This window comes from Streptomyces sp. NPDC015130, assembly GCF_043080005.1.
GTDB lineage: Bacteria > Actinomycetota > Actinomycetes > Streptomycetales > Streptomycetaceae > Streptomyces.
In genome coordinates, this window is sequence record NZ_JBIBVC010000013.1 from 148,263 (window position 1) to 174,515 (window position 26,253).

Genomic DNA, 26,253 nt, shown 5'->3' on the forward strand with positions numbered 1-26,253 from the left:
CACGACACCCCGCGGGGCGGATCAGGGCACCTCGGCCTTGTCGGCGAGGTGCCCGTCGACGAAGCAGAGCCGGTACACCGGGACCGCGGCGAGCAGCGTCGACCGGTAGTACCGGCACTCGTCCATGCCGGGCGGCTCCGCCGGGACGACCTTCGGCGGGCCGTCCAGCGGATGTTCGGGCAGGTCCTCGGCCTCGGTGATCGCGCTGAGCGTCTGGCCGATCCGCATCCGCCCGTAGTCGTCCGGTTCCAGGTACGACTGGTGCTGGGTCCACAGCGCCACCCCGGCCATCAGCAGCCCGAGCGCGGCGAGCAGCGCGAGCGGGATCCACACGGCCTGGGCGAGGCCCTTGCGGACCGCGCGCCGGACCCGGTCCAGCTCCCGTGCCGAGGTGGGCGCGGCCGGCGCGGCAGGGCCGCCGGGGGGCGTGCGGCGCGGCAGGCTCGCGCGGACCGCGAAGCCCCCGTCGGGCGTGGGCCCGTGGGTCAGGGTCCCGCCCGCGAGCCGTACGCGCTCGTCGAGGCCGACGAGTCCGGTGCCGCCCGAGGCCAGCGGCGAACCGGCCGTGCCCGGACCGCTCACGACGTCCACGGTGACGCGTGCCGGGCCGGCGTCGACCCGGACGTCCACGGCGCCGCCCGGCGCGTGCTTGGCCGCGTTGGTGAGCGCCTCCCGGACGACGCGGTGCAGCGCCCACCCGGCCATCCCGTCCGGCTCGTGGCCCTCCCCGGTCACGGTGAGGGTGACCGCGAGGCCCGAGGCGCGGGCGCGGGAGACGAGCTCCTCGACCGGCTCGCCGCCCGGGGCCGTCGGCGCCGGGTCCTCGTCGGGCTGCCGCAGGACGCCGATGACGTCCCGGAGGCGGGCCGTCGCGTCGGCCGCCGCGCGGCGCAGTTCGCCGGCCGCGTGCTGCTGGTCGGGACCGAGCGCCGGATCCACCTCCAGGGCGCCCGCTCGGACCGCGATGAGGGCCAGGTCGTGGCCGAGGGAGTCGTGCATGTCCCCCGCGATCCGCGAGCGTTCCCGCAGCCTCTCCCGGTCCGCGACGGCCGCCTGCTCGCGCTCCATCCGGACGGCGAGCTCCCAGCCGCTGTGCACGAGCCGGTCGTACTGGCGGACGTAACGGCCGATCAGCCACGGCGCGACGATCGCCAGGGCCAGCGCGAGGAGCAGCGTGAACCACTGGCCGAGCGAGGTGGCGGTGAGCCGGGTGAGGAGCAGTCCGACGGCGGCCACCGCGCCGAACAGCCACAGCGCGCTTCGGGTGTGCTCCTGGCGGCGCCCCGCGAGATAGCCGAAGGCGACGAGGGCGAGGCTGTACGAGGGGGTGAAGAGCTCCAGGGTGGCGGGCAGGCTCAGGGCGACCGTCACCGCGATCGGCGCCAGCGGCCACCTCCGGCTGACGGCGACGCAGCCGCCGAGCACCACGACGCCGACGACGACCTGCGGCCAGCTCCCGCCGTCGTTCGGATCCGACCTCAGCAGCACCGGGACGCACAGCAGCAGCCACAGCCCGAGGTCGAAGAGGCGCTCACGCATCCGGGGCACCGGCGGGGCCGCCGGGGACCATGCCCGCCTCGTACGCGAGGACCGCGAGCTGGACGCGGTTGCGGAGGCCCAGGCGGGCCAGGACGGCGCTCACGTGCGCCTTGACGGTGCCCTCGACGACGTACATGCGGTCCGCGATCTCCTGGTTGGAGAGCCCGGCGCCGAGGAGGGCGACGACCTCCCGCTCGCGGCCGGTGAGCGGTTCCAGCCGGGCCCGTGCCTCGGCGGCGCGGCCGAGGCGCTCGCCGCCGAGGGTGTCGATGACGCGGCGGGCGACGGCGGGGGAGAGGGCGGCGCCGCCGGCCGCCACGGCCCGGACGCCGGCGATGAGTTCGCGCGGGTCGCCGGACTTGAGCAGGAAGCCGCTGACGCCGAGGGCGAGGGCCCGGGCGATGTAGGCGTCCTCGGAGAAGGTGGTGAGCATGACGGCGGCCGTGTCCGGGAGTGCCGTGCGCAGCTCCGCGGCGGCGCCGAGCCCGTCGAGCCGGGGCATCCGGATGTCGAGCAGGGCGACGTCGGGCCGGTGCTGCCGGGCGAGCTCCACGGCCTCGTGGCCGTCGCCGGCCTCGGCGACCACCTCGATCCCGGGGTCGGTGGTGAGGATGGCCCGGACCCCTGCCCTGATCATCGTCTCGTCGTCCGCCAGCAGCACCCTGATCATGTGCCCAGGGTATGCAGACGCGGAGCCGACGCGGACGTGCGGGGACGGACGTGCGGAGGCCCGGAGGGAACGTTCCCTCCGGGCCTCCGTCATGTCACTTCAGGCTGTGCGGGCCTTTCCCGGGCTTACGGGAAGGTCAGCTTGAAGTTGTTGATGTAGCCGGTGTCGATCGAGGCCTTGTCCTGGACGCGGAGCTTCCAGGCGCCGTTCGCGACCTCCGAGGAGGCGTTGACGGTGAAGGTCTGGACGATGTTGTCGGCGCTGCCGCCGGACCGGTTGCTCAGGCTGTAGGCCGAGCCGTCGGGGGCGACGAGGTCGACCACGAGGTCACCGCGGTAGGTGTGGACGATGTCCACGTCCACCTTGAGGGTGGCGGGGGCGTTGCCGGCGATGCCGGTGACGTTGACCGTCGAGGTCACCGCGGCGCCGTTGTCCGGGATGGACACGTCGGCCGAGTTCTCGAAGACCTTGCCCGGCTGCGGCTCGCCGCCACCCGGGCGGGTACCGACGTTCACACCGGCCCAGGCGTGCTGGACGGCGAGGACCTCGGGGCTGTTGGCTCCGTACAGCTCCGTGGCCACCGCGACGGTGCCCGTGCGGGCGCCGGCGTAGTTGGTGGAGGAGTTGAACTTGGTGGTGAGCGCCTTGAACCAGATCAGCGAGGCCTTGTCCCGGCCTATGCCGGTGACGGGCAGGCCGTCGGAGGTCGGCGAGTCGTAGTTCACGCCGTTGACGGTCTTGGCGCCGCTGCCCTCGGAGAGCAGGTAGTACCAGTGGTTCGCCGGACCCGAGGAGTAGTGGACGTCGACGCTGCCGATGCCCGAGTACCAGTAGTCCTTGGACGAGCCGTCCTTGCTCGGCTTGTCCATGTAGCGCAGCGGGGTGCCGTTGCCGCGGATGTCGATCTTCTCGCCGACGAGGTAGTCGCCCTTGTCCTGGGCGTTGTTGCCGTAGAACTCGACGGCCGCCGCGAAGATGTCCGAGGTGGCCTCGTTGAGGCCGCCGGACTCGCCGCTGTAGACCAGGCCGGCGGTGACGGACGTGAGGCCGTGCGTCATCTCGTGCGCGGCCACGTCGATGGACGTGAGCGGCTTGGTGTTGCCCGAGCCGTCGCCGTACGTCATGCAGAAGCAGGAGTCCTGCCAGAAGGCGTTGACGTAGGCGTTGCCGTAGTGGACCCGGGAGTACGCGCCGACGCCGTCACCGCGGATGCCGGAGCGGCCGTGCACGTTCTTGTAGTAGTCCCAGGTGAGGGCGGCGCCGTAGTGCGCGTCGGCGCCCGCGGTCTCCAGGTTCTGCGGGGTGCCGTCGCCCCAGACGTCGTCGGAGCCGGAGAAGAGCGTTCCGGTGCCGGACGTACCCCGGTTGAGGTTGTACGTTTTGTGGTTGCCGCGGGTCGTGTCGGTGAGCGTGTACGAGGGCGCGGTGCCGAGGGTCACCTGGCCGCTGTACTGGGTGTTGCCCGTGCCGGTGTGCACGGCCTGCCACTCGTACAGCTTCGCGCCGCTCTTGGCGTCCGTGACGACGTGCAGCTCGTTCGGGGTGCCGTCGTGCTGGAGGCCGCCGACGACGGTCTCGTACGCGAGGACGGGGGCGCCGTTGGCCATCCAGACGACCTTGCGCGGGGCGCGCTCGGCGTCCGTCTCCTTGGAGCCCTCCGCCTTGGCGAGGCCGACGGCCTGCTTCTCGGCGGCGGCCGGGGCGACGGTGGCCTTGAGGTCGACGTTCTTCAGCTCCGCGCGGGAGGACTTGGTGACCGAGGCGGTCGTCCCGCCCTTGGTCTCGGCGACGATCAGGTCGCCGCCGAGGACGGGGAGGCCGGCGTAGGTGCGCTCGTAGCGCGTGTGGGTCGTGCCGTCGCGGTCCTGCACGACGTCGCGGACGACCAGCTTCTCCTGGGCGCCGAGGCCGAGCTCCTTGGCCGTGGCGGCCTTGTCGGCGTCGGCGGCCTTGATGAGCGCGGCGCGCTCGGCCGGGGTCAGGTCGGCGGGGAGCTTGCCGGGGTTCGCCGAGGTGCCCTGCTGGGCCTTGGGGGCGATGGTCCAGGGATCGTCGGCCGCGGTGGCGGACCCGGTCTGGACGCTCACGGCGAGCATGGCGGCGGCAGCGATCAGAGCGCCGGTCGCGGTGGCGCGACGGCTGGGCGTGGATCTCACGCAGACTCCTTTTGCGAGGGGGGTACCGGCGGACTGGGTGAGGCCCGTCCGGGCAGAGCAACTGGAGAGCTGTGGAGCGCAAGCTGTGGAGCACCATCGGAGCTGTGCAGCACGTTCGGGTGAAGCGGCGAACAGTGATGCGAAGAACCGGGGAGAGAGTGACAGGACTGACGGGTACCTGTCATGAGTGCGTCGGCAAGTTGGCCGGAACTCGTCCGCTGCCCGTACGTTCGTGTTCGTTAACCGGACGTTTCGTCGATCATGGACGCGATGCCGTCCAGAGTTCGCTGAAGCCCGAATTCGAAGAGCGCGTCGAGGTCCAGACCGAAGGCCCCGTCGGTCGTGGCCGAGTCCGGATCGGGGTGCGAACCACCCGCCCGGATCGCATCGAAGCATGGCTCATTCTGTTCCACGGCGCGTCCATGGGTGAGGGCTAACGGCGTTCGGTGGAGGAGGTGTTCACTCGCGGCTGCAGAGGTGAAGTGGCGGAGTCTTCCCCGCTGTCGGTGGCGGTCGGTAGGGTGATCGCATCAGTCGGATCGGGAGAAAAGGGGCGGCAACGTATCGCGCATACACGTTCCTTCTCCGCCCAACGATCCGGCAGGCGCAGGCCCTGTCCGGGATGCTGGCCGATCACTACCCGGGCCGGGCTGGTCCTTCCCGAAGTGGCCTAGCCACCGTCAGGAGAAGCCCCCGGGTCAATCCGGGGGAGGAGTCACCCACTCGCCGTCGGAGAAGCAGTTCAAAGCCCGAGCCTTGGCGCGACTGCTCTCTCCAGAGCCAATAGGCGCAGGCCTCGTCAACCTGCTCGCCATGGTCGCGACCGTCGGCTTCGCCGTCTTCCTCACCCAATACCTGCAGTCCGTCCTCGGCCAGAGCCCCTTCGAGGCCGCCCTGTGGAGCCTCGTCCCCGCCGTCGGCGTTCTTTTCGCCGCCCCGGTGGCCGCGGTGCTCTCCCGGCGGGTCGACCGCGCGTACGTCATGGGGGTGGGTTCCTCGTCTCCGCCGGCGGCTTCGCCTGGCTGGACGCGATCGACCGCACCACGCCCTTCTGGGCGGTCCTCATGGCCAGTGCCGCCTACGCCGGGCTCGTCTCCGCCATGACCCTCGCCAACGAACTCGCCCTCGGCGCCGCCCCGCCCGAGCGCGCGGGGTCGGCCGCCGCCGTCCTCGAATCGGGGCAGGAGCTGGGCGGAGCGCTCGGCATGGCTCTCCCCGGGTCGATCGGGGCGGCCGTCTACACCGCGGCCATGCCCGTGTCCGCTCCGGCCGCCGCCCGGGAGACGTTGGGGGGCGCTGGAGGCCTCGCCCGCCGTCCTCGACGCGGCGCGGTCCGCCTTCGTCTCGGCCATGGGGGTGCCGCCTTGGGGGCCGCCGTGTTGATGGCGCTTGCTGCCGTGGTGTCCGTCGTGGTGTTGCGGGGGCGTTCCTGAGTGCGTGGGGGACGCTCCGGGGGTCGCGTTCGGGACTGCATGATTTACGGCGCCCTCGGGCCTCCTGAGGGGCGAGCGTTTCTCCCGCGCCACACATCACGCTTTGCGTCCCGAGCACGACCCCCTCCACGTCCCCCACTCCCGTCGGTGGAGCGGTGGCCGCCGGTGGTTCGTTCTCAGCCCACCAGGCTGTCCCGCCATGCCTTGTGCAGGCCCGCGTAGTGGCCCTCGCCCGACACGAGGGTCCTGGGCGTGCCGTCCTCGACGATCCTGCCCGACTCCATGACGAGGACCCGGTCCGCCACCTCCACCGTCGACAGGCGGTGGGCGATGACCACCGCCGTACGGCCCGCCAGGACCGTGTCCATCGCCCGCTGCACCGCCCGCTCTCCCGGCACGTCCAGCGAGCTCGTCGCCTCGTCCAGGATCAGGACCGCCGGGTCCGCGAGAAGTGCCCTCGCGAACGCCACCAGTTGACGCTGGCCGGCCGAGATCCGGCCGCCCCGCTTGCGTACGTCGGTGTCGTAGCCGTCCGGGAGGGTGGTGATGAACTCGTGGGCCCCGATGGCCTTGGCCGCTGCCTCGATCTCCTCGCGGGTCGCGTCCGGGCGGCCGATCGCGATGTTCTCCGCCACCGTCCCGGAGAAGAGGAACGCCTCCTGGGTCACCATGACGACCCCTCGGCGGAGGGTGGGCGTGGTCAGGTCCCTGAGGTCGACGCCGTCGAGGAGTACCCGGCCGTCCGTCGGGTCGTAGAAGCGGGAGAGGAGTTTGGCCAGGGTCGACTTGCCTGCGCCCGTCGCGCCCACGACCGCCACCGTCTGGCCCGCCGGGATCCTCAGGTCGAACGCGGGCAGCACCTCGCCGCCCGTCCGGTAGGCGAAGCGGACCTTCTCGAAGACCACCTCACGGCCCGGTGTGCCCTCGCGGTCCGGCAGTTCCTTCGGCGCCGTCGTCTCCGGGACCCCCGGCTCCTGGGCCAGGAGGCCGGCGATCTTGGTGAGGCTGGCCGCCGCCGACTCGTACGAGTTGAGGAACATGCCCAGGCGGTCGATCGGGTCGTACAGGCGCCGCATGTACAGCACCGCCGCCGCCAGGACACCCAGCTCCAGGGTGCCGCCCGCCACCCGGTACGCGCCCCACAGGACCATCCCCGCCACCGCCGTGTTCGCCACGAGCCGCGAGCCGACCACATAGCGGGCCATCTCCAGGAGCGCGTCCCCGTTGCTGCGCTCGTGGCGGGTGTTCAGCACCGCGAACTCGGCGTCGTTCCGCTGTTCGCGGCGGAACGCCCTCACCGGGCGGATTCCGTTCATCGTCTCCGCGAACTTCACGATGACGCCCGCGATCGCCGTGGACCGCTCCGCGTACACCGCGCCCGCGCGGCGGCGGTAGATCCGTACCAGGAGGTACAGCGGGACGAAGGACGCCACCGCCACCCCTCCGATGCCGAGGTCGAGCCAGAGCAGGATCACGGAGATGGAGACGAAGGAGAGGACCACCCCGATCAGCTCCTGGAGCCCCTCCGAGAGCAGCTCGCGCAGCGACTCGACGTCCGTCGTGGAGCGGGAGATGAGCCGGCCCGAGGTGTAGCGCTCGTGGAAGTCCACGCTCAGGACCTGGGCATGGCGGAAGATCCGGCCCCGGAGGTCCAGGAGGACGTCCTGGTTGACGCGGGCGGCCACCCGTACGAAGGCGTACTGCAGGAGTCCCGAGAGCGCGGCGCACAGGAGGTAGCCGAGCGCTACCGCCACCACCGGGCCGTGGTCGCCCGCGCGGAAGGCCGGGACGCCCCGGTCGATGGCGTACGCGACGAGCAGCGGGCCCGCCTGGACCGCCGCCTCCTTGAGGAGGAGGACGAGTGCCGCCGCCGTGACCCGCCGCCTGTGGCCGGCGAGGAGGGAGCGCAGCAGCCCGCCCGTCGCACCGGGCGGTGCCGGCAGGTCGTCGCGGTCGAAGGGGTCAGCGGGCGGCGCCTCGGACCGTGCGGCCGGGGGTTCGCTCGTGGTCGCGACGGTCGTGTCCGTCATCGGTGTCCGTTCCCCTCGTCGTCGCCGGACATCAGCCAGGCGTACTCCTCGCTGCTCCGCAGCAGTTCCTGATGGGTGCCCACGGCCGTGATGCGGCCCCCGGACAGCAGCGCCACCCGGTCGGCCAGCATCACCGTCGACGGGCGGTGCGCCACGACCAGCGCCGTCGTCTCGCGGAGCACCTCCCGCAGGGCCGCCTCCACCCGCGCCTCCGTGTGCACGTCGAGCGCCGAGAGCGGGTCGTCGAGGACCAGGAAGCGGGGCCGGCCGACCACCGCGCGCGCCAGCGCCAGGCGTTGGCGCTGGCCTCCGGAGAGGCTCAGCCCCTGCTCGCCCACCTGGGTCTCCGTGCCCTCCGGCAGCCGGTCCACGAAGCCGTCCGCCTGGGCCACGCCGAGGGCGCGCCGCAGCTCCGGCTCGCCGGCTCCGGCAGCGGCGCCCATCAGGACGTTCTCCCCGACGCTCGCCGAGAACAGCGTCGGCTCCTCGAAGGCCACCGACACCAGGGTCCGCAGCCGCTCCCGCTCCATCAGGGCGATGTCCTCGCCGTCGAGCAGGATCCGCCCGCCGGTCGCCTCGTGCAGCCGCGGTACGAGCGCGGTGAGCGTCGTCTTGCCGGAACCCGTGCCGCCGACCAGGGCCAGGGTCTCGCCCGGGCGGATGTGGAGGTCGATGCCGTCCAGGACGGCCGGCGTCCCGTCCGGGGCGTCCGGGTAGTGGAAGGAGACGTTCTCGAAGCGCACGCCGGCGGAGTCGTCGGCCGGGGCCGAGGGCGCCGTCGTGTCCGGCTCCTCGTCCGCGTCCATCACCTCGAAGTACCGTTCCGTCGCGGTGGCCGCCTCCTGGCTCATCGCGAGGAGGAAACCGATCGACTCGACCGGCCAGCGCAGCGCGAGCGCCGTCGACAGGAACGCGACGAGCGTGCCCGCCGACAGGTCCCCGTCCGCGACCTGCACGGTGCCGAGGACCAGCGCCGCCCCGATGGCCAGCTCGGGCACGACGGTGATCACCGCCCAGATCAGGGCGAGCAGCCGGGCCTTGACGAGCTCCGTGCCGCGCAGCTGTCCGGCGAGCTCACGGAAGGCCCGCGCCTGGCTGCGGTGCCGGCCGAAGCCCTTGACGATCCGGATGCCGAGGACGCTCTCCTCGACGACCGTCGTCAGATCGCCGACCTGGTCCTGGGCGCGCCGCGCCACGACCCCGTAGCGGCTCTCGAAGAGCGAGCACACGATCACCAGCGGCACCACGGGCGTCAGCAGCACCAGGCCGAGCGACCAGTCCTGGGCGAGCAGGAGGACGTAACCGGCGAGGATCGTCACGCCGTTGACCAGCAGGAAGGTCAGCGGGAAGGCCAGGAACATCCGGACCAGCATGAGGTCGGTCGTGCCGCGCGAGAGCAGCTGCCCCGAGGCCCACCGGTCGTGGAAGGCGATCGGCAGCCGCTGGAGCCTGCGGTACAGGTCGGACCGCATCCGCGCCTCGACCCCGGAGAGCGGCCGCGCGACCAGCCAGCGCCGGTACCCGAAGAGGACGGCCTCGGCGATGCCGAGGAGCAGGAGGTAGAGCGCCCCCAGCCACACCCCGCCCGGGTCGCGGTCGGTGATGGGCCCGTCGACCATCCACTTCAGGACGAGCGGAATGACGAGCGACAGACAGGAGGCGACGATCGCGACGAACGCCGCCGTGAACAGCCGCACCCGCACCGGGCGGACGTACGGCCACAGCCGGAGCAGCACGCGGATCGCCGAACGGTCGGAGGAGTTCGGGGGAGTCTCTGGGGGCAAGGGTTTCTCGGGCATCAGGTCCGACCATACGGTTCGCCACTGACACGTCTCATCCGGTTTTCGGTCCCCCACGTCCCCCGGACGCCGTGCCGCCATCAGCCGATCGGTTGATGCCGCTTCGAGCGCGATGGCCGATACCGGCCGTCCGCCCGGACCGACAGGCTCGGGGCATGACAGCGATCGAGGTGCGCGGACTGCACAAGACGTACGGCGACCGGAAGGTCGTCGACGGGGTCTCCTTCGACGTCGGCGAGGGCGAGGTCTTCGGGATCCTCGGGCCCAACGGCGCGGGCAAGACCACCACCGTGGAGTGCGTGGCCGGACTGCGCACCCCCGACGAGGGGCGGGTGCGCGTCTGCGGGTACGACCCCGTCACCCGGCGCGCCGACGTCACCCGGGTCCTCGGCGTACAGCTCCAGGAGAGCGAGCTCCAGGCGAAGCTGACCGTCCGTGAGGCGCTCGACCTGTACGCCTCCTTCCACGAGCGGCCCGCCGACCGGCACGAGCTCGCGGAGCGGCTCGGGCTGCTGCCCCGGCTGGGTACGCGGTTCGGGAAGCTCTCGGGAGGCCAGAAGCAGCGGCTGTTCATCGCCCTCGCCCTGATCGGGAACCCGAAGGTCGTCGTCCTCGACGAGCTCACCACCGGGCTCGACCCGCGCGCCCGCCGCGAGGTCTGGTCGCTCGTCGAGTCCGTCCGCGCGGGCGGCGTGACCGTCCTGCTCGTCACCCACTTCATGGAGGAGGCCCAGCGCCTCTGCGACCGGATCGCCGTCATCGACCGGGGCCGGGTCGCCGCCCTCGACACCCCCGAGGGACTCATCGGGCGCTCCTCGGCGGCCAAGGAGATCTCCTTCGCCGCGCGCACACCGCTCGACCCCGCGGAGCTCCGCGCGCTGCCCGGCGCCGCGGCGGTCGAGACGAAGGACGGCCGGACCGTCGTCCGGGGCACCGACGAGACCGTCGCCGCCTTCGTCTCCCTCCTGGCCCGCAGGGGTGTCACCGCCGGCGGGCTCCGCGTCGTCGACGCCACCCTCGACGACGCCTTCCTCGACCTGACAGGAGCCGACCCCCGATGAGTGCCACCACCGCCACCCGTACGGTCCTGCGCACCGAGGCCCGGCTCTTCGCCCGCGAACCCGGCTCCCTGTTCTGGGTGATGGTCTCGCCGACCGTCCTGCTCACGATCCTCGGTCTGATCCCCTCCTTCCGGGAGGCCTCCGAAGACCTCGGCGGACGCCGGGTCATCGACCTCTACGTCCCCGTCGCCGTCCTGTTCGCCCTGATCATGTCCGGACTCCAGGCCATGCCCCCGGTCCTCTCCGGCTACCGCGAACGCGGCATCCTGCGCCGGATGTCCACCACCCCCGTACGCGCCGGGACGCTGCTCACCGCTCAGCTCGCCCTGCACGCCGTCGCCGCGCTCGTCTCCACGCTGCTCGTGATCATCGTCGGCCGGCTCGCCTTCGGCGTGGCCCTGCCGGAGAACCTCCCCGGCTACGCCCTCGCCCTGCTCCTCGCCGTCGCGGGCGGGCTCGCGCTCGGCGCCGCCGTGTGCGCGGTCTCCCGCACGCAGAAGATCGCCACGGCCGTCGGCTCGGCCGTCTTCTTCCCCACCATGTTCACGGCGGGCGTCTGGGTGCCCGTCCAGGCCATGCCGGATACCCTGCAGCGGATCGTGCAGCTCACACCGTGCGGCGCCGCGTCCCAGGCACTCGACACGGCCATGTCCGGCGGCTGGCCCGGCTGGGCCCCGCTCGCCGTCATGGCCGTGTGGATGGTGGGCCTGACCGCCGCCGCGGTGCGCTGGTTCCGCTGGGAGTGAGCGAGAGGGGGCGCGGGGTGCCCACCACCGTCGAGGAGCGCTGGCGCCAGTTCTTCAGCTGGGGGCCCTACGGGCTGCTCGCCGTCGCCACCGTCATCTCCGTCGGGGCGGCGGGGGAGCTGATGAGCGGAGCGGAGGAGATCGCCGTCGGGTGCCTGGTGTCGGCCGCGTTCGTCCTGCAGACGGTCTGGCACCGCCACTGTGCCCGGGCCCGCCCCAGGGACCCGGAGGCGGGCCCCGAGGGCGAGCCGCCCCGGACGGGGCCCGAGATCGTGGCCGGGGTGCCCGGGCCCGCGTCCGTCGCCTACTTCACCCTCCGTACCGCCCTCGCCTTCGCCCTCGCCTGGCTCAACCCCTTCTTCGCGATCTACGCCTGCATCGGCTACTTCGACGCCGAGCACCTCCTGCCGCGCCGCGCCTCCCGCGCCGGACTCCTCGTCACCGCCGTCGTCATGGCCGGCTCCCAGTCCGGCGGGCTGCCGCCCGCCGCCCTGGTCAACTGGCTGGCCTTCGGCGGACTGTTCGCCCTCAACGCCTGCCTCGCGATCGTCTTCTCCCACCTCGGCGGCAAAGAGGCCGAGAAGGCCGCCGAACGCACCGCCACCATCGCCGAACTCGGCCGTACGAACGCCCGCCTCGAACAGGCCCTCGCCGAGAACGCGGCCCTCCAGGCCCAACTCCTCCTCCAGGCCCGGGAGGCCGGGGTCGCCGACGAGCGCCGCCGGCTCGCCGCCGAGATCCACGACACCATCGCCCAGGGCCTCACCGGAGTCATCGCCCAGCTCCAGGCCGCGACCGCCACCCCCGACCGCGAGCGCGCCGACGCCCACCTCAGGCGGGCGGCCGGTCTCGCCCGGGAGAGCCTCGGCGAGGCCCGCCGCTCCGTGCGGAACCTCGGTCCGGCCGCCCTGGAGCACGACACCCTGCCCGAGGCCCTGCGCAAGACCGTCGCCGACTGGGCCGAACGCACCGGCGTCGACACCCGGTTCACCGTCACCGGCACCGAGCTCCCCCTCCACGACGAGGTCGCCGCCACCCTCCTGCGGATCGCGCAGGAGGCCCTGTCCAACGCCGCCCGCCACTCCGGCGCCTCCCGCGCCGGCGTCACGCTCTCCTACATGGACGACGAGATCACCCTCGACGTACGGGACGACGGCCGTGGCTTCGACCCGCTCGCCCCGCCCGAACGCGTCGGCACGGGAAGCGGGTTCGGCCTCGACGGCATGCGGGCCCGCGCCGAACGGCTCACCGGCACCGTCACCGTGGAGGCCGCTCCGGGCGAGGGCACGGCGATCTCCGCGCGCGTACCGTGGGGGCAACCATGACCGAGGGGGCGCCATGACCGACATCACCCTTCTGATCGTCGACGACCACCCCGTCGTAAGGGACGGCCTGCGCGGCATGTTCGCCGCGGCGGGATCGGGATTCCGCGTCCTCGGCGAGGCCTCCGGCGGGGTCGAGGGCGTCGAGCTGGCCCTGCGGCTCGACCCGGACGTCGTCCTCATGGACCTGCGCATGCCCGGCGGCAGCGGCGTCGACGCCATCGCCGAGCTCACCCGCCGCGGCGCACGCTCCCGGGTCCTCGTCCTGACCACGTACGACACGGACACCGACACCCTCCCGGCGATCGAGGCGGGCGCCACCGGCTACCTCCTCAAGGACGCCCCGCGCGAGGAGCTGTTCGCGGCCGTCCGGTCCGCCGCCGAGGGCCGTACGGTCCTCTCCCCGGCCGTCGCCACCCGCCTCGTCACCGCCGTCCGCACCCCCGTGCCCGTCGCCGACGCCACGCTCTCCGCCCGGGAGGCCGAGATCCTCGGCCTCGTCGCGAAGGGCACCGCCAACCGCGCCATCGCCGCCGAGCTCTTCATCAGCGAGGCCACCGTCAAGACCCACCTCACCCACATCTACGGCAAGCTGGGGGTCAAGGACCGGGCGGCCGCCGTCGCCACGGGCTACGACCGGGGCATCCTGGGCCGCACCTGACACCCGCCCCGGCCGCCCCCGGACCACTCACCCCGCCCCCGTTCACTCCCTGACCCGCAGCAGCACCGTCGAACGCGCGCCGACCGTGATCGTCCCGCCGCCCCGGTGCACCGTGCCCGGCGCCCCCGACTGGTCCTCCCGGGTGGTGTCGACGAGGAGCTCGTACGACTCCGCCCACGGCGGTCCCGGCAGCCGGAACTCCAGCGGCGTGTGGCCGGCGTGCAGGACGGCGAGGAAGCTGTCGTCGGTGATCTGCTCCCCGCGCTCGTCCCGGCCCGGGATGTCCCGGCCCGAGAGGTAGAGCCCGAGCGTCGCCGACGGCGCGTACCAGTCCCGCTCCGTCATCTCGGCCCCGTCCGCCCCGAACCAGGCCAGGTCCCGCAGCCCGTCCGCGCCCTGCGCCCGCCCCGAGAAGAAGGCCCGGCGGCGCAGCACGGGGTGGCGGTGGCGCAGCGCCAGCAGCCGGCGGGTCAGGGCGAGGAGCTGGGCCCGCCCCGGGTCCTCCGGCAGCGACCAGTCGAGCCAGCCGATCTCGTTGTCCTGGCAGTAGGCGTTGTTGTTGCCGCCCTGGGTACGGCCCATCTCGTCGCCGGCGACGAGCATCGGCACCCCGGTCGACAGGAGCAGGGTGGTGAGGAGGTTGCGGAGCTGGCGCAGCCGCAGCGCCTGGATGCCGGGGTCGTCGGTCTCGCCCTCGGCCCCGCAGTTCCAGGAACGGTTGTCGTGGGTGCCGTCCCGGTTCCCCTCGCCGTTGGCCTCGTTGTGCTTCCGCTCGTACGTGACGAGGTCCCGGAGCGTGAAGCCGTCGTGCGCGGTGACGAAGTTGACCGAGGCGTACGGCCGCCGGCCGCCCCAGGCGTACAGGTCGCTGGAGCCGGAGAGCCGGTAGCCGAGGTCCCGCACATCGGGCAGCGCGCCCCGCCAGAAGTCCCGTACGGCGTCCCGGTAGCGGTCGTTCCATTCCGTCCAGAGAGGCGGGAAGGCGCCGACCTGGTAGCCGCCGTTGCCCACGTCCCACGGTTCGGCGATGAGCTTGACCCGGCGGAGCACCGGGTCCTGGGCGATGACCGCGAGGAAGGGGGAGAGCATGTCGACGTCGTGCATCGAGCGGGCCAGCGCCGCCGCCAGGTCGAAGCGGAAGCCGTCGACGCCCATCTCCGTGACCCAGTAGCGGAGGCTGTCGGTGATGAGCCGCAGCACCTGCGGCTGCACGACGTGCAGCGTGTTGCCGCAGCCCGTGTAGTCGGCGTACCGGCGGGCGTCGGACTGGAGGCGGTAGTAGCCGCGGTTGTCGATGCCCTTGAGGGAGAGCGTGGGGCCCAGCTCGCCGGCCTCCGCCGTGTGGTTGTAGACGACGTCGAGGATGACCTCGATGCCGGCCGCGTGCAGCGCCCGCACCATCCGCTTGAACTCGCCGACCTGCTGCCCCGTCGTCCCCGAGGAGGAGTAGGCGGCGTGCGGGGCGAAGTAGCCGAGGGAGTTGTACCCCCAGTAGTTGCTCAGCCCGCGCCGGAGCAGATGGTCCTCGTGCGCGAACTGGTGGACGGGCAGCAGCTCGACCGCCGTCACCCCGAGCCGTACGAGGTGCTCGATCGCCGCCGGGTGCGCGAGCCCCGCGTACGTGCCGCGGAGCCGCTCAGGGATGCCCGGGTGCCGCTGGGTGAAGCCCTTCACGTGCAGCTCGTAGATGACCGAGTCCTGCCAGGGCGTCTTCGGCCTGCGGTCGTCCGACCAGTCGTCGTCGTCCTGGACGACGACCCCCTTGGGGACGTACGGGGCGGAGTCCCGGTCGTCGCGGACGGTGTCGGCGACATGCTGCTGCGGCCAGTCCCGCACGTGCCCGTACACCTCGGGCGGCAGCGTGAAGTCGCCCTCGACCGCCCGCGCGTACGGGTCGAGGAGCAGCTTCGCCGGATTCCAGCGGGCACCCGTCCACGGGTCCCAGCGGCCGTGCACCCGGTAGCCGTACCGCTGCCCGGGACCGATCCCGGGCACGAAACCGTGCCAGATCTCGTGCGTCAGCTCCGTCAGCGGCAGCCGCCGCTCCGTGCCGTCCGCGTCGAAGAGGCACAGCTCCACCGCCTCCGCACCCCCCGCCCAGAGGGCGAAGTTGGTGCCCGTCACCCCGCCGGGCCCGACCCGGCACCGGGCGCCGAGCGGCGTCGGCGCCCCCGGCCAGACGGGCGGTCGGGCCCGCTCCAGGGCATGCTCCTGTACCGCCTCCTGCTCGGCTGCGCTCGACACCGTCCCGGCCTCCCGCGGCTCGTGGGGCTCGTGGGGCCCGCACCGGCGGGAGCGGCGGCGTCCCGGCCACCGCTCCCGCGCGTCGTTCTTTCCCGTCGTCCCCCCTGTTCTGCCCGCACGGCCGTGCTCCCAACATGGCCCGCACGCACGTTTCCCCTGGAGGGGGGCTGTCGTTGGGCCGAGCGTGAATCGTGTATGGAAACGGGCGAGGTACGCACTCGCGGTGGCCGGACTGGTGGCGGGCCTCGCGGGCTGCACAGGAGCGGGTGGCGGAGGGGGCGTCGACCTCTCCCTGCCGGGCAAGGCGCGGGCCCCCGGGGACGTCATCCGGGTGAGTCCGGAGGACGGCAGCCGGGGGGTGCCGGCCGAGGGCCCCGTCGAGGTGCGGGTGGACAGCGGGCGGCTCGAACGGGTGACGGTCGTCCAGGTCGAGGACGCCCAGCGGACCCGGGTCGCCGGCGAGATCTCGGCGGACGGGCTGCGCTGGCGGCCCCGGGCCGACGCCCGGCTCGCGCTGGCCGCCAAGTACAGCGTGGACGCCGTCGCGCTCGACGCCCACGGCCGCCGCTCGGCCCGGCACACCACCTTCACGACCGTGGTGCCGGAGAGCCGGTTCATCGGCTACTTCAAGCCGGAGAACCGTTCCACTGTCGGCACCGGGATGATCGTCTCCTTCTCCTTCAACCGTCCGATCGAGAACCGGGAGGCCGTCGAGCGCGCCGTCCGCGTCACCTCGGACCCGCCGGTCGAGGTCGTCGGCCACTGGTTCGGCAAGGAGCGGCTCGACTTCCGCCCCGCCGCGTACTGGAAGCCGGGCACGAAGGTCACCGTCGACCTGGCGTTCCGCGACGTCGAGGGCGCGCCCGGCGTGTACGGCATCCAACGCAAGAAGGTCGGCTTCACCGTCGGCCGCTCCCAGGTCTCCCTCGTCGACGCGGCCGCGCACACCATGGAGGTCCGCAGGGACGGCGCGCTGCTGGCCACCGTGCCGATCACCGCGGGCGCGCCGAAGACGACCACGTACAACGGGAAGATGGTCGTCACGGAGCTGTACGACGTGACGCGGATGGACGGGCGGACGGTCGGTTTCGGCGGCGAGTACGACATCAAGGACGTCCCGCACGCGATGCGGCTCACCGAGTCGGGGACCTTCCTGCACGGCAACTACTGGGCCGCGCCCGGCACCTTCGGCACGGCCAACGTCAGCCACGGCTGTGTGGGGCTGCGGGACGAGAAGGGCGGCAGCGCGGACTCCCCGGCGGGGTGGTTCTTCGACCGGACGCTCATCGGCGACGTGGTGGAGGTGGTCAACTCGCGCGACCGGAAGGTCGCTCCCGACAACGGGCTCGGCGGCTGGAACATGGACTGGGTCCGGTGGAAGGCCGGTTCGGCGCTGGGCTGAGCCGGGCCGACGTGGGGTGAGGCGGGCCCCTCACGTGCCCGTCGAGCCCCTGCCGGCCTGCCCGTCGGCTCCCGGTGTGTCCCTCCCGTGTCCCTCTCGCGTCCCTTTCGTCACCGGGCCGTCCTCCTGTCGCCTTAGCACGTCGATCGGGACGGAACGGTGACATTCGCGAGGATCTTTCGTGTCCTGCGGTGTGATTATCTAGCGCCGTGTGCGCGAGCGAATGCGCACGGGGGTGGGGCCGTGGCAGTGCCAGGCCGTGCGAGGGGAGAAGACCACAGTGAACGGGCAGCCGATATCGGGGGCATCGGTAGGAGCGACGGGCCGGCGCGGCCGGGGACGCGGGGGCGTCCGGCTGCAGGCGCTCGCCGCGGGGGCCCTGCTCCTCGTCCTCACCGCCTGCGGCGGCGGTGAGACCGGCGGTGCCAAGGGGGGCCAGGACCCGGCGTCGCAGGGGAGCGGCAAGCCGGAGAACGCCGCCTCCCAGGCGGTCGTGACGATCCTTCCGAAGGACGGCGCCGACTCGGTCGCCACCAGCGGTGCCCTCAAGGTCACCGCCACGCAGGGCAAGCTGTCCACGGTCACGGTCGCCGACTCCAAGGGCACCGCGGTCGAGGGCAAGATCGCCGCGGACGGCGCCAGCTGGGCACCCACCGCGCACCTCTCCGCGGGGACCCAGTACAAGGTCCACGCCGTCGCGAAGGACGCCGAGGGCCGCGAGTCGGCGAAGGACACCACCTTCACCACCCTGGTCCCGAAGAACACCTTCATCGGCCACTACACGCCGGAGGACGGTTCGACCGTCGGCGTCGGCATGCCGGTCTCCATCAACTTCACCCGGGGCATCACCGACCCGGACGCCGTCGAGAAGGCCATCAAGGTGACGGCCGAGCCGGCCGTCGAGATCGAGGGCCACTGGTTCGGCAACGACCGCCTCGACTTCCGCCCGGAGGAGTACTGGGCCGCGGGCACCAAGGTCACCGTCGACCTCAACCTGGACGGCGTCGAGGGCCGCCCGGGCGTCTACGGCAAGCAGAAGAAGACCATCACCTTCACCATCGGCCGCCGTCAGGTCTCCACCGTCGACGCGAGCGCCAAGACGATGAAGATCGAGCGGGACGGCTCCATCATCAAGACGCTGCCGATCACCGCGGGCGCGCCGTCGACGACCACGTACAACGGTCAGATGGTCATCAGCGAGAAGTACAAGGTGACCCGCATGAACGGGGCCACGGTCGGCTTCGGCGGCGAGTACGACATCAAGGACGTCCCGCACGCGATGCGGCTCTCCACCTCGGGCACCTTCGTGCACGGCAACTACTGGGCCCCGAAGAGCACCTTCGGCTCCTCGAACGTCAGCCACGGCTGCGTCGGCCTGTCGGACACGCGCGGCGCGGGCGACAGCTCGACCCCGGCCGCCTGGTTCTACGACCGCTCGATCATCGGTGACGTGATCGTGGTCAAGAACTCCAAGGACAAGCAGATCCAGCCGGAGAACGGCCTCAACGGCTGGAACATGCCGTGGGCGGAGTGGATCAAGTAGGTCGTCGCACACGGAGGGGCCCGGCGCTGTGAGCAACAGCACCGGGCCCCTTCCCGTGCTGTGCCTTCTGGGGGGAGGCCCCCAGACCCCCTGCCGACTAACCTTCCCCCATGACTGTGAACCTCGAAGTCGCCGATGGCGTCGGCACGATCCGCCTCGACCGCCCCCCGATGAACGCCCTCGACATCGCCGTCCAGGACCGGCTGCGCGAGCTGGCCCAGGAGGCGACCGACCGCGACGACGTGCGGGCCGTGATCCTCTACGGCGGCGAGAAGGTGTTCGCGGCCGGCGCGGACATCAAGGAGATGCAGGTCATGGACCACGTGGCCATGGTCAAGCGCTCGCGCGCCCTCCAGGACTCCTTCACGGCGATCGCCCGCATCCCCAAGCCCGTCGTCGCCGCCGTCACGGGCTACGCCCTCGGGGGCGGCTGCGAGCTCGCGCTCTGCGCCGACTACCGGATCGCCGCCGACAACGCGAAGCTGGGCCAGCCGGAGATCCTGCTCGGTCTGATCCCCGGCGCCGGCGGCACCCAGCGCCTCTCCCGGCTGATCGGCCCCTCCCGCGCCAAGGACCTCATCTTCACCGGCCGCATGGTGAAGGCGGACGAGGCCCTCACCCTCGGTCTCGTCGACCGGGTCGTCCCGGCCGCCGAGGTGTACGAGCAGGCGCACGCCTGGGCGGCGAAGCTGGCGCAGGGGCCGGCGGTCGCCCTGCGGGCGGCGAAGGAGGCCGTCGACCAGGGCCTGGAGGCCGACATCGACACCGGTCTCGCCATCGAACGCACCTGGTTCGCCGGGCTGTTCGCGACCGCGGACCGTGAGAACGGCATGCGCAGCTTCGTCGAGGAGGGCCCGGGCAAGGCGAAGTTCGCCTGAGGCACGTCCCCGGCCGTGCCGGTCAACCCCGCGGGGGCCGATTCCGCCGGAACGGCCCCCGCGGACGGCTCCGTGCGGCCATGATGGGGGGCATGGCGGGCCTGGAGGGTACGGAACAACCGTGGCAGCGCGGCAGCGCCGCCGCCGCACGGTGGTCACCGGCCGTGGAAGACGAACAGGTCGCCGGTGTACTGGAGTTGTACGGGAACCCGGCCGAGGAGGACGTGCGGCTGCCGTCCCGTCCCGAGTCCGCCTGGGTGGCCCGGCGCCTCGCCCAGGGCGTGGTCCTGCGCCAGTGGGGGCTCGGCCCGCAGATCGCCGAGCACGCGGTGCTGCTCGTCTCCGAGCTCGTCGGCAACGCCGTCCGGCACACCGGCGCCCGGTCCTTCGCGCTGCGGATGCACCGGCGGCGCGGCTGGATCCGGGTCGAGGTCCGCGACCCCTCGCGCGGGCTGCCGTGTCTGATGCCCGTGGGTGAGCTCGACACGAGCGGCCGGGGGCTCTTCCTCGTCGACAAGCTCTCCGACCGCTGGGGCGTCGACCTCGCGCCGCGCGGCAAGACGACCTGGTTCGAGATGCGGGTCGCCGACCGCGCCTGACGGCGGACCCGGCCCCGGACGCACGAAAGCCCCCGTACGCCGAGGTGGGGCGCCTGGGGGCTCTCATGTGGTGCGCCGTGGACGGGGGGGGGGTGTATCCACGGCTGCTATGTCGACCTGGCCCGGGTCAATGGGGGTCGTGTCCCCGACTATGACAGACAGGCGGCCTCGTAGCCAAAAGTCCCTACCGGGGCAAAATCGGTCAAATGGGGATTGATCTTCTATGAATCATTGGTGATCTGTGGCACCCGCCTTGTAAACATTGAATGGCTATGCGGTTCATCGATTGTTTCCCGGGATCGTCCGCATGGTGGACGTCCCGACGTGGTCCGCAAACGTCCTGATTCGGCCTAATCATCACGATTCGGCAGACATCCTTCTTTACTGGTCGTGTGAAGCCGACCGACCGCCGCGGTGCCCTCCGGGCGGGCGCGGCCGCCGCCCTCGCGGGAGCCCTCGCCACCGCCTGCGGTACGGAGCCCCGCCCCGCCCCGGCCTCCCGCCGCCCCGGAGCCGCACCGGGCACGGCCCCCGCCGCCGCCCCGGCCGCCGCCCCGGCCGCCGCCCCGGCACCGCGCCGCTACCCCGGCCGGCCCGCCGAGATCGACCACGGCCCCCGCGACCGGCCCCGGGTCGCCCTCACCTTCCACGGCCAGGGAGACCCCGCCCTCGCCCGCACCCTCCTCGGCCAGGCCGAGAAGGCCGGCGCCCGCGTCACCGTCCTCGCCGTCGGCACCTGGCTCGACCAGCACCCCGGCATGGCCCGCCGCATCCTCGACGGCGGCCACGACCTCGGCAACCACACCCAGCACCACACCGACGTCAACGGCATGACCGAGGCGGAGGCCCACGCGGAGATCGAGGCCTGCGCCACCCGCCTGCGCCGCCTCACCGGCTCCGTCGGCACCTGGTTCCGGCCCTCCCGCACCCAGCACGCCTCCCCGGCCGTCCTGCGCGCCGCCCACCGCGCCGGATACCCGCACGCCCTCTCGTACGACGTCGACTCCCTGGACTTCACCTCGCCCGGCCCCGCCGCGATCGTCCGCAACGTCACCGGCACCCTCCGGCCCGGCTCCGTCGTCAGCCTGCACTTCGGCTACCCGGACACCGCCGCCGCGCTGCCCCTCCTCCTCGCCGACCTCGACCGCCGCGGACTGCGCGCGGTCACCACCACGGAGCTGCTGACCTGATGGCACACCTCACCGCGCGCAGCGGAGCCCTCCTCGCCACGGCCCTGCTCGTCACCCTCGCGGGCTGCGGCGGCGCGAACCAGGACGAGAACGGCGCGACCGGGGTCAGGAAGGCCGCCGCCCCCGCCGTACCCAAGGCCCCCGCCGGACTCCCCGGCATGCCGCCGCTCCTCGACCCGAACGACGTCTACGCCGCCGACCGGCCGAACCAGCTCTCCCCGGTCGTCAGGAACTTCCCCTCCCGGGTCTACGTCCCCAACACCAACTCCAACACCGTCTCCGTCATCGACCCCACGACCTACCAGGTCGTCGAGACGATCCCCGTCGGCATCCAGCCCCAGCACGTCGTGCCCTCCTGGGACATGAAGACCCTCTGGGTCAACAACAACCGGGGCCACACCCTCACCCCCATCGACCCCGCCACCGGCGTCGCGGGCAAGCCGGTCGAGGTCCACGACCCGTACAACCTCTACTTCACCCCCAACGGCAAGTACGCGATCGTCATGGCCTCCCTCGACCGCGAACTCGTCTTCCGCGACCCGCACACCATGGAACGGAAGAAGACCGTCCCGGTGAGCTGCTATGGCGTCAACCACGCCGACTTCTCCGCCGACGGACGCTACTTCGTCGTCTCCTGCGAGTTCTCCGGCGAACTCCTCAAGGTCGACACCGAGAAGATGGAGGTGATCGGCCAGCAGAAACTGCCCTTCGAGGGCGCCATGCCCCAGGACGTCAAGATCTCCCCGGACGGCAAGACGTTCTACGTCGCCGACATGATGGCCCACGGCATGTGGGTGCTCGACGGCGAGAAGTTCACCACCCCCACCCTGCTCCCCACCGGCAAGGGTGCCCATGGCCTCTACGTCAGCCGGGACTCCCGCGAGATGTTCGTCCCCAACCGCGGCGAGGGCTCCGTCTCCGTCTTCGACTTCGTGAAGAACAAGCTCACCAAGAAGTGGTGGCTCCCCGACGGCGGCTCCCCGGACATGGGCGGCGTCTCCGCCGACGGCAAGGTCCTGTGGCTGTCAGGACGTTACGACGCCGAGGTGTACGCCATCGACACCACCAGCGGCAAGCAGCTCGCCCGCATCCCCGTCGGCGGCGGTCCCCACGGCCTCGCCGTCTACCCCCAGCCCGGCCGCTACTCCCTCGGCCACACCGGCGTCTTCCGGTAGGGCACGTCCCGCCCGGCGGGCCCCACCCCGCGTACCGCCCGCATCCGGCGGCGGCGGGCCCGCTAATCTGAGCCCGTCAGAGAAGCACCAAGAAGGGGCGGAAGCAGTGGCGGACATCGAGTCGGCACGCACGGCATTCAACCAGTTCGACGCGGACGGCGACGGCTTCATCACCGCCGCGGAGTACAAGAGCCTCATGGCCCGCCACGGCGACTTCAACGTCACCGAGACGGTCGCCGAGGTCCTCATCAAGCAGCGCGACGACAACGGCGACGGCGTCCTGTCCTGGGACGAGTTCTGGGCGCACTACAGCAAGGCCTGAACCGCCCGCCCGGGCGGGCGGCGCAACCCTGAGTCGCCGCCCGCCCGGGGCTCGGTGACGACCGTCCGGTGACGCTTCCCGGACCCTTCGGTCCCCCGAGCCGTCCGACCGCGGCGGTCCTCGCCGGCTCGCCTCCTAGGGCGTGTTGCGACAGTCCCGCCTGCCCGACGGCGCCTGGCACGCACGCTCGCCGCGTTGTCGGGATCACCCCGATACATCCAGTATCGGGGTGACCCTCCGCCTTGCGATCGCACGCACCAGACGCCGTCGGGCCCGCCCTTCGGGCGGCCGGCGCTACTTTCGCAACACGCCCTAGCCCCGCAGGGCCACGTGGAACGACGAGGCCCACAGCGCGAGCGCCGCGCCCAGGCCCACCACCGCGCGGACGGTCTCCGCGGTGGCGCCGGTCGCGAGGACGGCGAGGCCCAGCAGCGAGACCGCCGTCAGGGACACGGCCGTCCAGATGTACTGCGGCTGGTCGAAGAGGCGCGCCAGCGGGAAGAAGTGCAGACCGACGACGAGGCAGATCCCGGCCGGGACGAACTCCGGGTGGCCCGAGGCGTTCGACGCGGCGATCACCGCGAAGATCGCCAGCAGCTCGGCGCCGTTGACCAGGCCGACCCCGCGGTTCCACTTCTCCGGCAGCCGCACCAGCCGGTGGACCGGGCCCCTGGTGCCCCGGAAGGCGACCACGACCGCGCCGCCGGCCACGGCCGCCGCGACGACACCGACGGCGACCGCCACCGGGCCCGCCGTCACCCCGGAACCGCCCGCGAGCGCCCAGACGAGACCGAAGACGGCGAGGACGATCGCGCCGCGCCGGCGCAGTCCGCGGGTCAGGGCGAGGCACTCGGCGTCGGTGGTCTCCGTCTGCGTGGTCATGACGCGGACACTACAGGCGGCCCTGGGCCGGTGAGCCGGTTTTCACCCGACCGGACACGCCCTAGGGGGGCCGGTCTACCGGGCGGTGACGGGGGCCTCGATCCGGCCCGTGAAGATGCCGCGGGTGTCCGCCCCGAGCGTCTGCGCGTAGCGGAGCTGCCTGCCCTCGTGCGGGACGGCGAAGCCGAAGGAGGACCGGTAGGACGTCATCCGGTGGGTCCGTGCGTCGAGGACGAGGCTCTCCTCCAACCCGGTCAGGACGATCTTCTTCTCGCTCGCCGTGACCCCGGCCTTCCGCAGCTGCTTCAGAGTCGGCAGGAACTCCCGGGCGGCCCGTGCGACCGCCGGGCGTTCCTCGCGCTCGGCCAGGGTCGCGGACGGCACCCGCATCCGGAGCCGGATCTCGCCGCCGGACCTGACGACCTCGATCCGCTCGCCCCGTTCGGCGTGGTCGGCGAAGGAGGCCAGGACGTCCAGTGGGTCCTCCACCTTGGCGGCGATCTCCGGGTCGGTCAGCGGCCCGGTGGTCCAGGGAGTACCGGGTGCGCCTTCCCGCACGTACCCGGTGCCGCCCACGGTGACGACCTCCTCGGGCCTGCTCCCGTTCTTGCCGGTGACCGTGCCGGCCTGGTGCAGGGCCTCCGGACCGGCCGTCCGGTCCACCCTGGCGGAGTACGAGGCCTTGCTGCCCTGTCCCTCCGGGGCGCCGGACTGCGTCAGCGACTCCTTGCCCGTCACCGTGAAGGTCCAGCCGGCCTCGGCGCCCATGGCCGCCTCCGCCCGCGCCAGCAGCTCCGCCGCGCCGGCCTTCGTGCCGTCCTTCGTGCCGGCCGTCGCGCCCGCCGGAGTGCGGGAGGCGGACGGGAGAGCCGTCACGGACGGGGAAGCCGTCGGGGTCCCGGCCGCCGGGCCCGAGGCCTGTGGGGCCCCGCAGCCGCTCACGGCGGCGGTCCCGGCCAGGCCGGCCGCCACCGCCACCCACAGGAGTCTCCGCATCGCTTCTCCGTCTCGTCCGGTGTTCGTGATCATCAGCGGTCGCGCATTGTAGGCCGCGCGCGGCCCGTGATCACCTCACCGGACAAAGCGGGACGAGCGGGAGGCGGGCCTCAGCACTCGATGATGTTCACCGCGAGACCGCCGCGCGCGGTCTCCTTGTACTTGACGCTCATGTCCGCGCCCGTCTCCTTCATGGTCTTGATGACCTTGTCGAGGGAGACCAGGTGGCTGCCGTCGCCGCGCATCGCCATCTTCGCGGCGGTGACCGCCTTGACCGCCGCCATGCCGTTCCGCTCGATGCACGGGATCTGCACGAGGCCGCCGACCGGGTCGCAGGTCAGGCCCAGGTTGTGCTCCATGCCGATCTCGGCCGCGTTCTCCACCTGCTCCGGGGTGCCGCCGAGGACCTCGGCCAGCGCGCCGGCCGCCATCGAGCAGGCCGAGCCGACCTCGCCCTGGCAGCCGACCTCGGCGCCGGAGATGGAGGCGTTCTCCTTGAAGAGCATGCCGACCGCGCCGGCCGCGAGCATGAAGCGGACGATGCCGTCCTCGTCGGCGCCGGGCACGAAGTTCGTGTAGTAGTGCAGGACCGCCGGGATGATGCCGGCCGCGCCGTTCGTCGGGGCGGTGACCACCCGGCCGCCCGCCGCGTTCTCCTCGTTCACGGCCATCGCGTAGAGGGTGATCCACTCCATCGCGAGCGCCGCCGGGTCGCCCTCGGAGCGCAGCTTGCGGGCCGTGTTCGCGGCGCGCCGGCGCACCTTCAGGCCGCCCGGCAGGATGCCCTCGCGGGACATGCCGCGCGAGACGCAGGCCTGCATGACCCGCCAGATCTCCAGGAGACCGGCGCGGATCTCCTCCTCGGTGCGCCAGGCCTTCTCGTTCTCCAGCATCATCGAGGAGATCGACAGACCGGTCTCCTTGGCGAGGCGCAGGAGCTCGTCGCCGGTGCGGAAGGGGTACTTCAGGACGGTGTCGTCCGGGACGATCGGGTTCTCGCCGGCGACCGCGTCCTCGTCGACGACGAAGCCGCCGCCGACCGAGTAGTACGTCTTCTCCAGGACGAGCGCGCCCTCGGCGTCGTAGGCGAAGATCGTCATCCCGTTGGCGTGGTACGGGAGCGCCTTGCGGCGGTGCAGGATCAGGTCGGCGTCGAAGTCGAAGGGGATCTCGTGCGCGCCGAGGAGGTTGATCCGGCCGCTCGACTTGATCCGCTCGAACTCCTCGTCCGCGGTCTCGACGTTCACCGTGCGCGGGGAGCTGCCCTCCAGGCCGAGGAGCACCGCCTTGGGGGTGCCGTGGCCGTGGCCGGTCGCGCCCAGGGAGCCGTACAGCTCCGCCCGTATGGCCGCCGTGTGGGCGAGCAGGCCCTCGTTCTTGAGCCGTCGGGCGAACATCCGGGCCGCGCGCATCGGGCCCACCGTGTGGGAGCTGGACGGGCCGATGCCGATCGAGAACAGGTCGAAGACCGAGATGGCCACGGGGGACTCCTTGTGGGGGCTAGACGTCGTTGTCTGCCGGGGTGGTGCAGAAACGTTGATCATGGGGCGGGGCACCGCGCTCACTGTCCAGTGTGCGCGGTGCCCCAGAGGTTCCGTACGAACG

The 26,253-nt window shown here is 72.5% G+C and carries 22 protein-coding genes; 12 read left to right on the plus strand and 10 right to left on the minus strand.

Annotation, left to right across the window (positions count from 1 at the left end; all coding sequences use genetic code 11):
• Positions 1-21: 21 nt before the first annotated feature.
• From ACF08F_RS25925 to ACF08F_RS25940, 4 genes are all read right to left on the minus strand, one after another.
• Positions 22-1,539: a sensor histidine kinase gene (locus ACF08F_RS25925; RefSeq protein ID WP_392300926.1), complete on the minus strand. Its 1,518-nt coding sequence runs from the start codon at positions 1,537-1,539 to the stop codon at positions 22-24.
• Positions 1,532-2,209 carry a response regulator gene (locus tag ACF08F_RS25930; protein WP_392300927.1) on the minus strand — a complete coding sequence of 226 codons (678 nt, stop codon included), beginning with the start codon at positions 2,207-2,209 and terminating at the stop codon, positions 1,532-1,534. The genes ACF08F_RS25925 and ACF08F_RS25930 overlap by 8 nt, the downstream gene beginning before the upstream one ends.
• Before the next feature lie 125 nt (positions 2,210-2,334).
• Entirely contained in the window at positions 2,335-4,365 is a 2,031-nt protein-coding gene (locus tag ACF08F_RS25935) for a M4 family metallopeptidase (RefSeq protein WP_392300928.1), read from the minus strand.
• 239 nt (positions 4,366-4,604) lie between these two features.
• Complete coding sequence (locus ACF08F_RS25940) at positions 4,605-4,778, minus strand: hypothetical protein (protein WP_392300929.1); 174 nt, start codon at positions 4,776-4,778, stop codon at positions 4,605-4,607.
• A gap of 651 nt (positions 4,779-5,429) precedes the next feature.
• Between ACF08F_RS25940 and ACF08F_RS25945 the strand changes: the two genes are divergently transcribed.
• Complete coding sequence (locus ACF08F_RS25945; RefSeq protein WP_392300930.1) at positions 5,430-5,798, plus strand: hypothetical protein; 369 nt, start codon at positions 5,430-5,432, stop codon at positions 5,796-5,798.
• Between the two features lie 176 nt (positions 5,799-5,974).
• Here the strand turns inward: ACF08F_RS25945 and ACF08F_RS25950 are convergent, their stop codons facing one another.
• Both ACF08F_RS25950 and ACF08F_RS25955 read right to left on the minus strand, forming a co-directional pair.
• Entirely contained in the window at positions 5,975-7,828 is a 1,854-nt protein-coding gene (locus tag ACF08F_RS25950; RefSeq protein ID WP_392300931.1) for an ABC transporter ATP-binding protein, read from the minus strand.
• Entirely contained in the window at positions 7,825-9,627 is a 1,803-nt protein-coding gene (locus tag ACF08F_RS25955) for an ABC transporter ATP-binding protein (protein ID WP_392300932.1), read from the minus strand. The genes ACF08F_RS25950 and ACF08F_RS25955 overlap by 4 nt, the downstream gene beginning before the upstream one ends.
• A gap of 155 nt (positions 9,628-9,782) precedes the next feature.
• Between ACF08F_RS25955 and ACF08F_RS25960 the strand changes: the two genes are divergently transcribed.
• From ACF08F_RS25960 to ACF08F_RS25975, 4 genes are read left to right on the plus strand one after another with little or no spacing between them, the layout of a single operon-like run.
• The gene (locus ACF08F_RS25960) at positions 9,783-10,688 is read left to right on the plus strand and encodes an ABC transporter ATP-binding protein (RefSeq protein ID WP_392300933.1); all 906 of its coding nucleotides are present in this window, start codon (positions 9,783-9,785) and stop codon (positions 10,686-10,688) included.
• On the plus strand, positions 10,685-11,434 hold the full coding sequence (locus tag ACF08F_RS25965; protein ID WP_392300934.1) for an ABC transporter permease: 750 nt from the start codon (positions 10,685-10,687) through the stop codon (positions 11,432-11,434). The genes ACF08F_RS25960 and ACF08F_RS25965 overlap by 4 nt, the downstream gene beginning before the upstream one ends.
• A gap of 17 nt (positions 11,435-11,451) precedes the next feature.
• Entirely contained in the window at positions 11,452-12,759 is a 1,308-nt protein-coding gene (locus tag ACF08F_RS25970) for a sensor histidine kinase (protein ID WP_392300935.1), read from the plus strand.
• A 13-nt stretch (positions 12,760-12,772) separates the two neighbouring features.
• Positions 12,773-13,417: a response regulator gene (locus ACF08F_RS25975; RefSeq protein WP_392300936.1), complete on the plus strand. Its 645-nt coding sequence runs from the start codon at positions 12,773-12,775 to the stop codon at positions 13,415-13,417.
• Between the two features lie 42 nt (positions 13,418-13,459).
• On the opposite strand, the gene glgX is transcribed toward ACF08F_RS25975, so the two are convergent.
• Positions 13,460-15,661, minus strand: a complete 2,202-nt coding sequence (gene glgX, locus ACF08F_RS25980) for a glycogen debranching protein GlgX (RefSeq protein WP_392300937.1) — start codon at positions 15,659-15,661, stop codon at positions 13,460-13,462.
• A gap of 223 nt (positions 15,662-15,884) precedes the next feature.
• Between glgX and ACF08F_RS25985 the strand changes: the two genes are divergently transcribed.
• The 7 genes from ACF08F_RS25985 (at position 15,885) to ACF08F_RS26015 (ending at position 22,770) form a co-directional block, all read left to right on the plus strand.
• Positions 15,885-17,063, plus strand: coding sequence for an Ig-like domain-containing protein (locus ACF08F_RS25985; protein ID WP_392300938.1), 1,179 nt, complete (start codon positions 15,885-15,887; stop codon positions 17,061-17,063).
• 280 nt (positions 17,064-17,343) lie between these two features.
• A complete protein-coding gene (locus ACF08F_RS25990; protein WP_392300939.1) occupies positions 17,344-18,606 on the plus strand; it encodes an Ig-like domain-containing protein in 1,263 nt (420 codons plus the stop codon).
• A gap of 110 nt (positions 18,607-18,716) precedes the next feature.
• Positions 18,717-19,484, plus strand: a complete 768-nt coding sequence (locus ACF08F_RS25995; protein ID WP_384138974.1) for an enoyl-CoA hydratase/isomerase family protein — start codon at positions 18,717-18,719, stop codon at positions 19,482-19,484.
• Between the two features lie 92 nt (positions 19,485-19,576).
• Complete coding sequence (locus ACF08F_RS26000) at positions 19,577-20,083, plus strand: ATP-binding protein (protein ID WP_392300940.1); 507 nt, start codon at positions 19,577-19,579, stop codon at positions 20,081-20,083.
• Between the two features lie 392 nt (positions 20,084-20,475).
• A complete protein-coding gene (locus tag ACF08F_RS26005) occupies positions 20,476-21,273 on the plus strand; it encodes a polysaccharide deacetylase family protein (protein ID WP_392300941.1) in 798 nt (265 codons plus the stop codon).
• A complete protein-coding gene (locus tag ACF08F_RS26010; RefSeq protein ID WP_392300942.1) occupies positions 21,273-22,448 on the plus strand; it encodes a hypothetical protein in 1,176 nt (391 codons plus the stop codon). Before ACF08F_RS26005 ends, ACF08F_RS26010 begins: the two co-directional genes overlap by 1 nt.
• Positions 22,449-22,554: 106 nt before the next feature.
• A complete protein-coding gene (locus ACF08F_RS26015; protein ID WP_017236050.1) occupies positions 22,555-22,770 on the plus strand; it encodes an EF-hand domain-containing protein in 216 nt (71 codons plus the stop codon).
• Between the two features lie 312 nt (positions 22,771-23,082).
• Here the strand turns inward: ACF08F_RS26015 and ACF08F_RS26020 are convergent, their stop codons facing one another.
• The 3 genes from ACF08F_RS26020 to ACF08F_RS26030 form a co-directional block, all read right to left on the minus strand.
• The gene (locus ACF08F_RS26020; RefSeq protein ID WP_392300943.1) at positions 23,083-23,652 is read right to left on the minus strand and encodes a DUF7010 family protein; all 570 of its coding nucleotides are present in this window, start codon (positions 23,650-23,652) and stop codon (positions 23,083-23,085) included.
• Positions 23,653-23,727: 75 nt separating this feature from the next.
• On the minus strand, positions 23,728-24,648 hold the full coding sequence (locus ACF08F_RS26025) for a hypothetical protein (protein WP_392300944.1): 921 nt from the start codon (positions 24,646-24,648) through the stop codon (positions 23,728-23,730).
• Positions 24,649-24,758: 110 nt separating this feature from the next.
• On the minus strand, positions 24,759-26,129 hold the full coding sequence (locus ACF08F_RS26030; RefSeq protein ID WP_392300945.1) for an L-serine ammonia-lyase: 1,371 nt from the start codon (positions 26,127-26,129) through the stop codon (positions 24,759-24,761).
• Between the last annotated feature and the right edge of the window lie 124 nt (positions 26,130-26,253).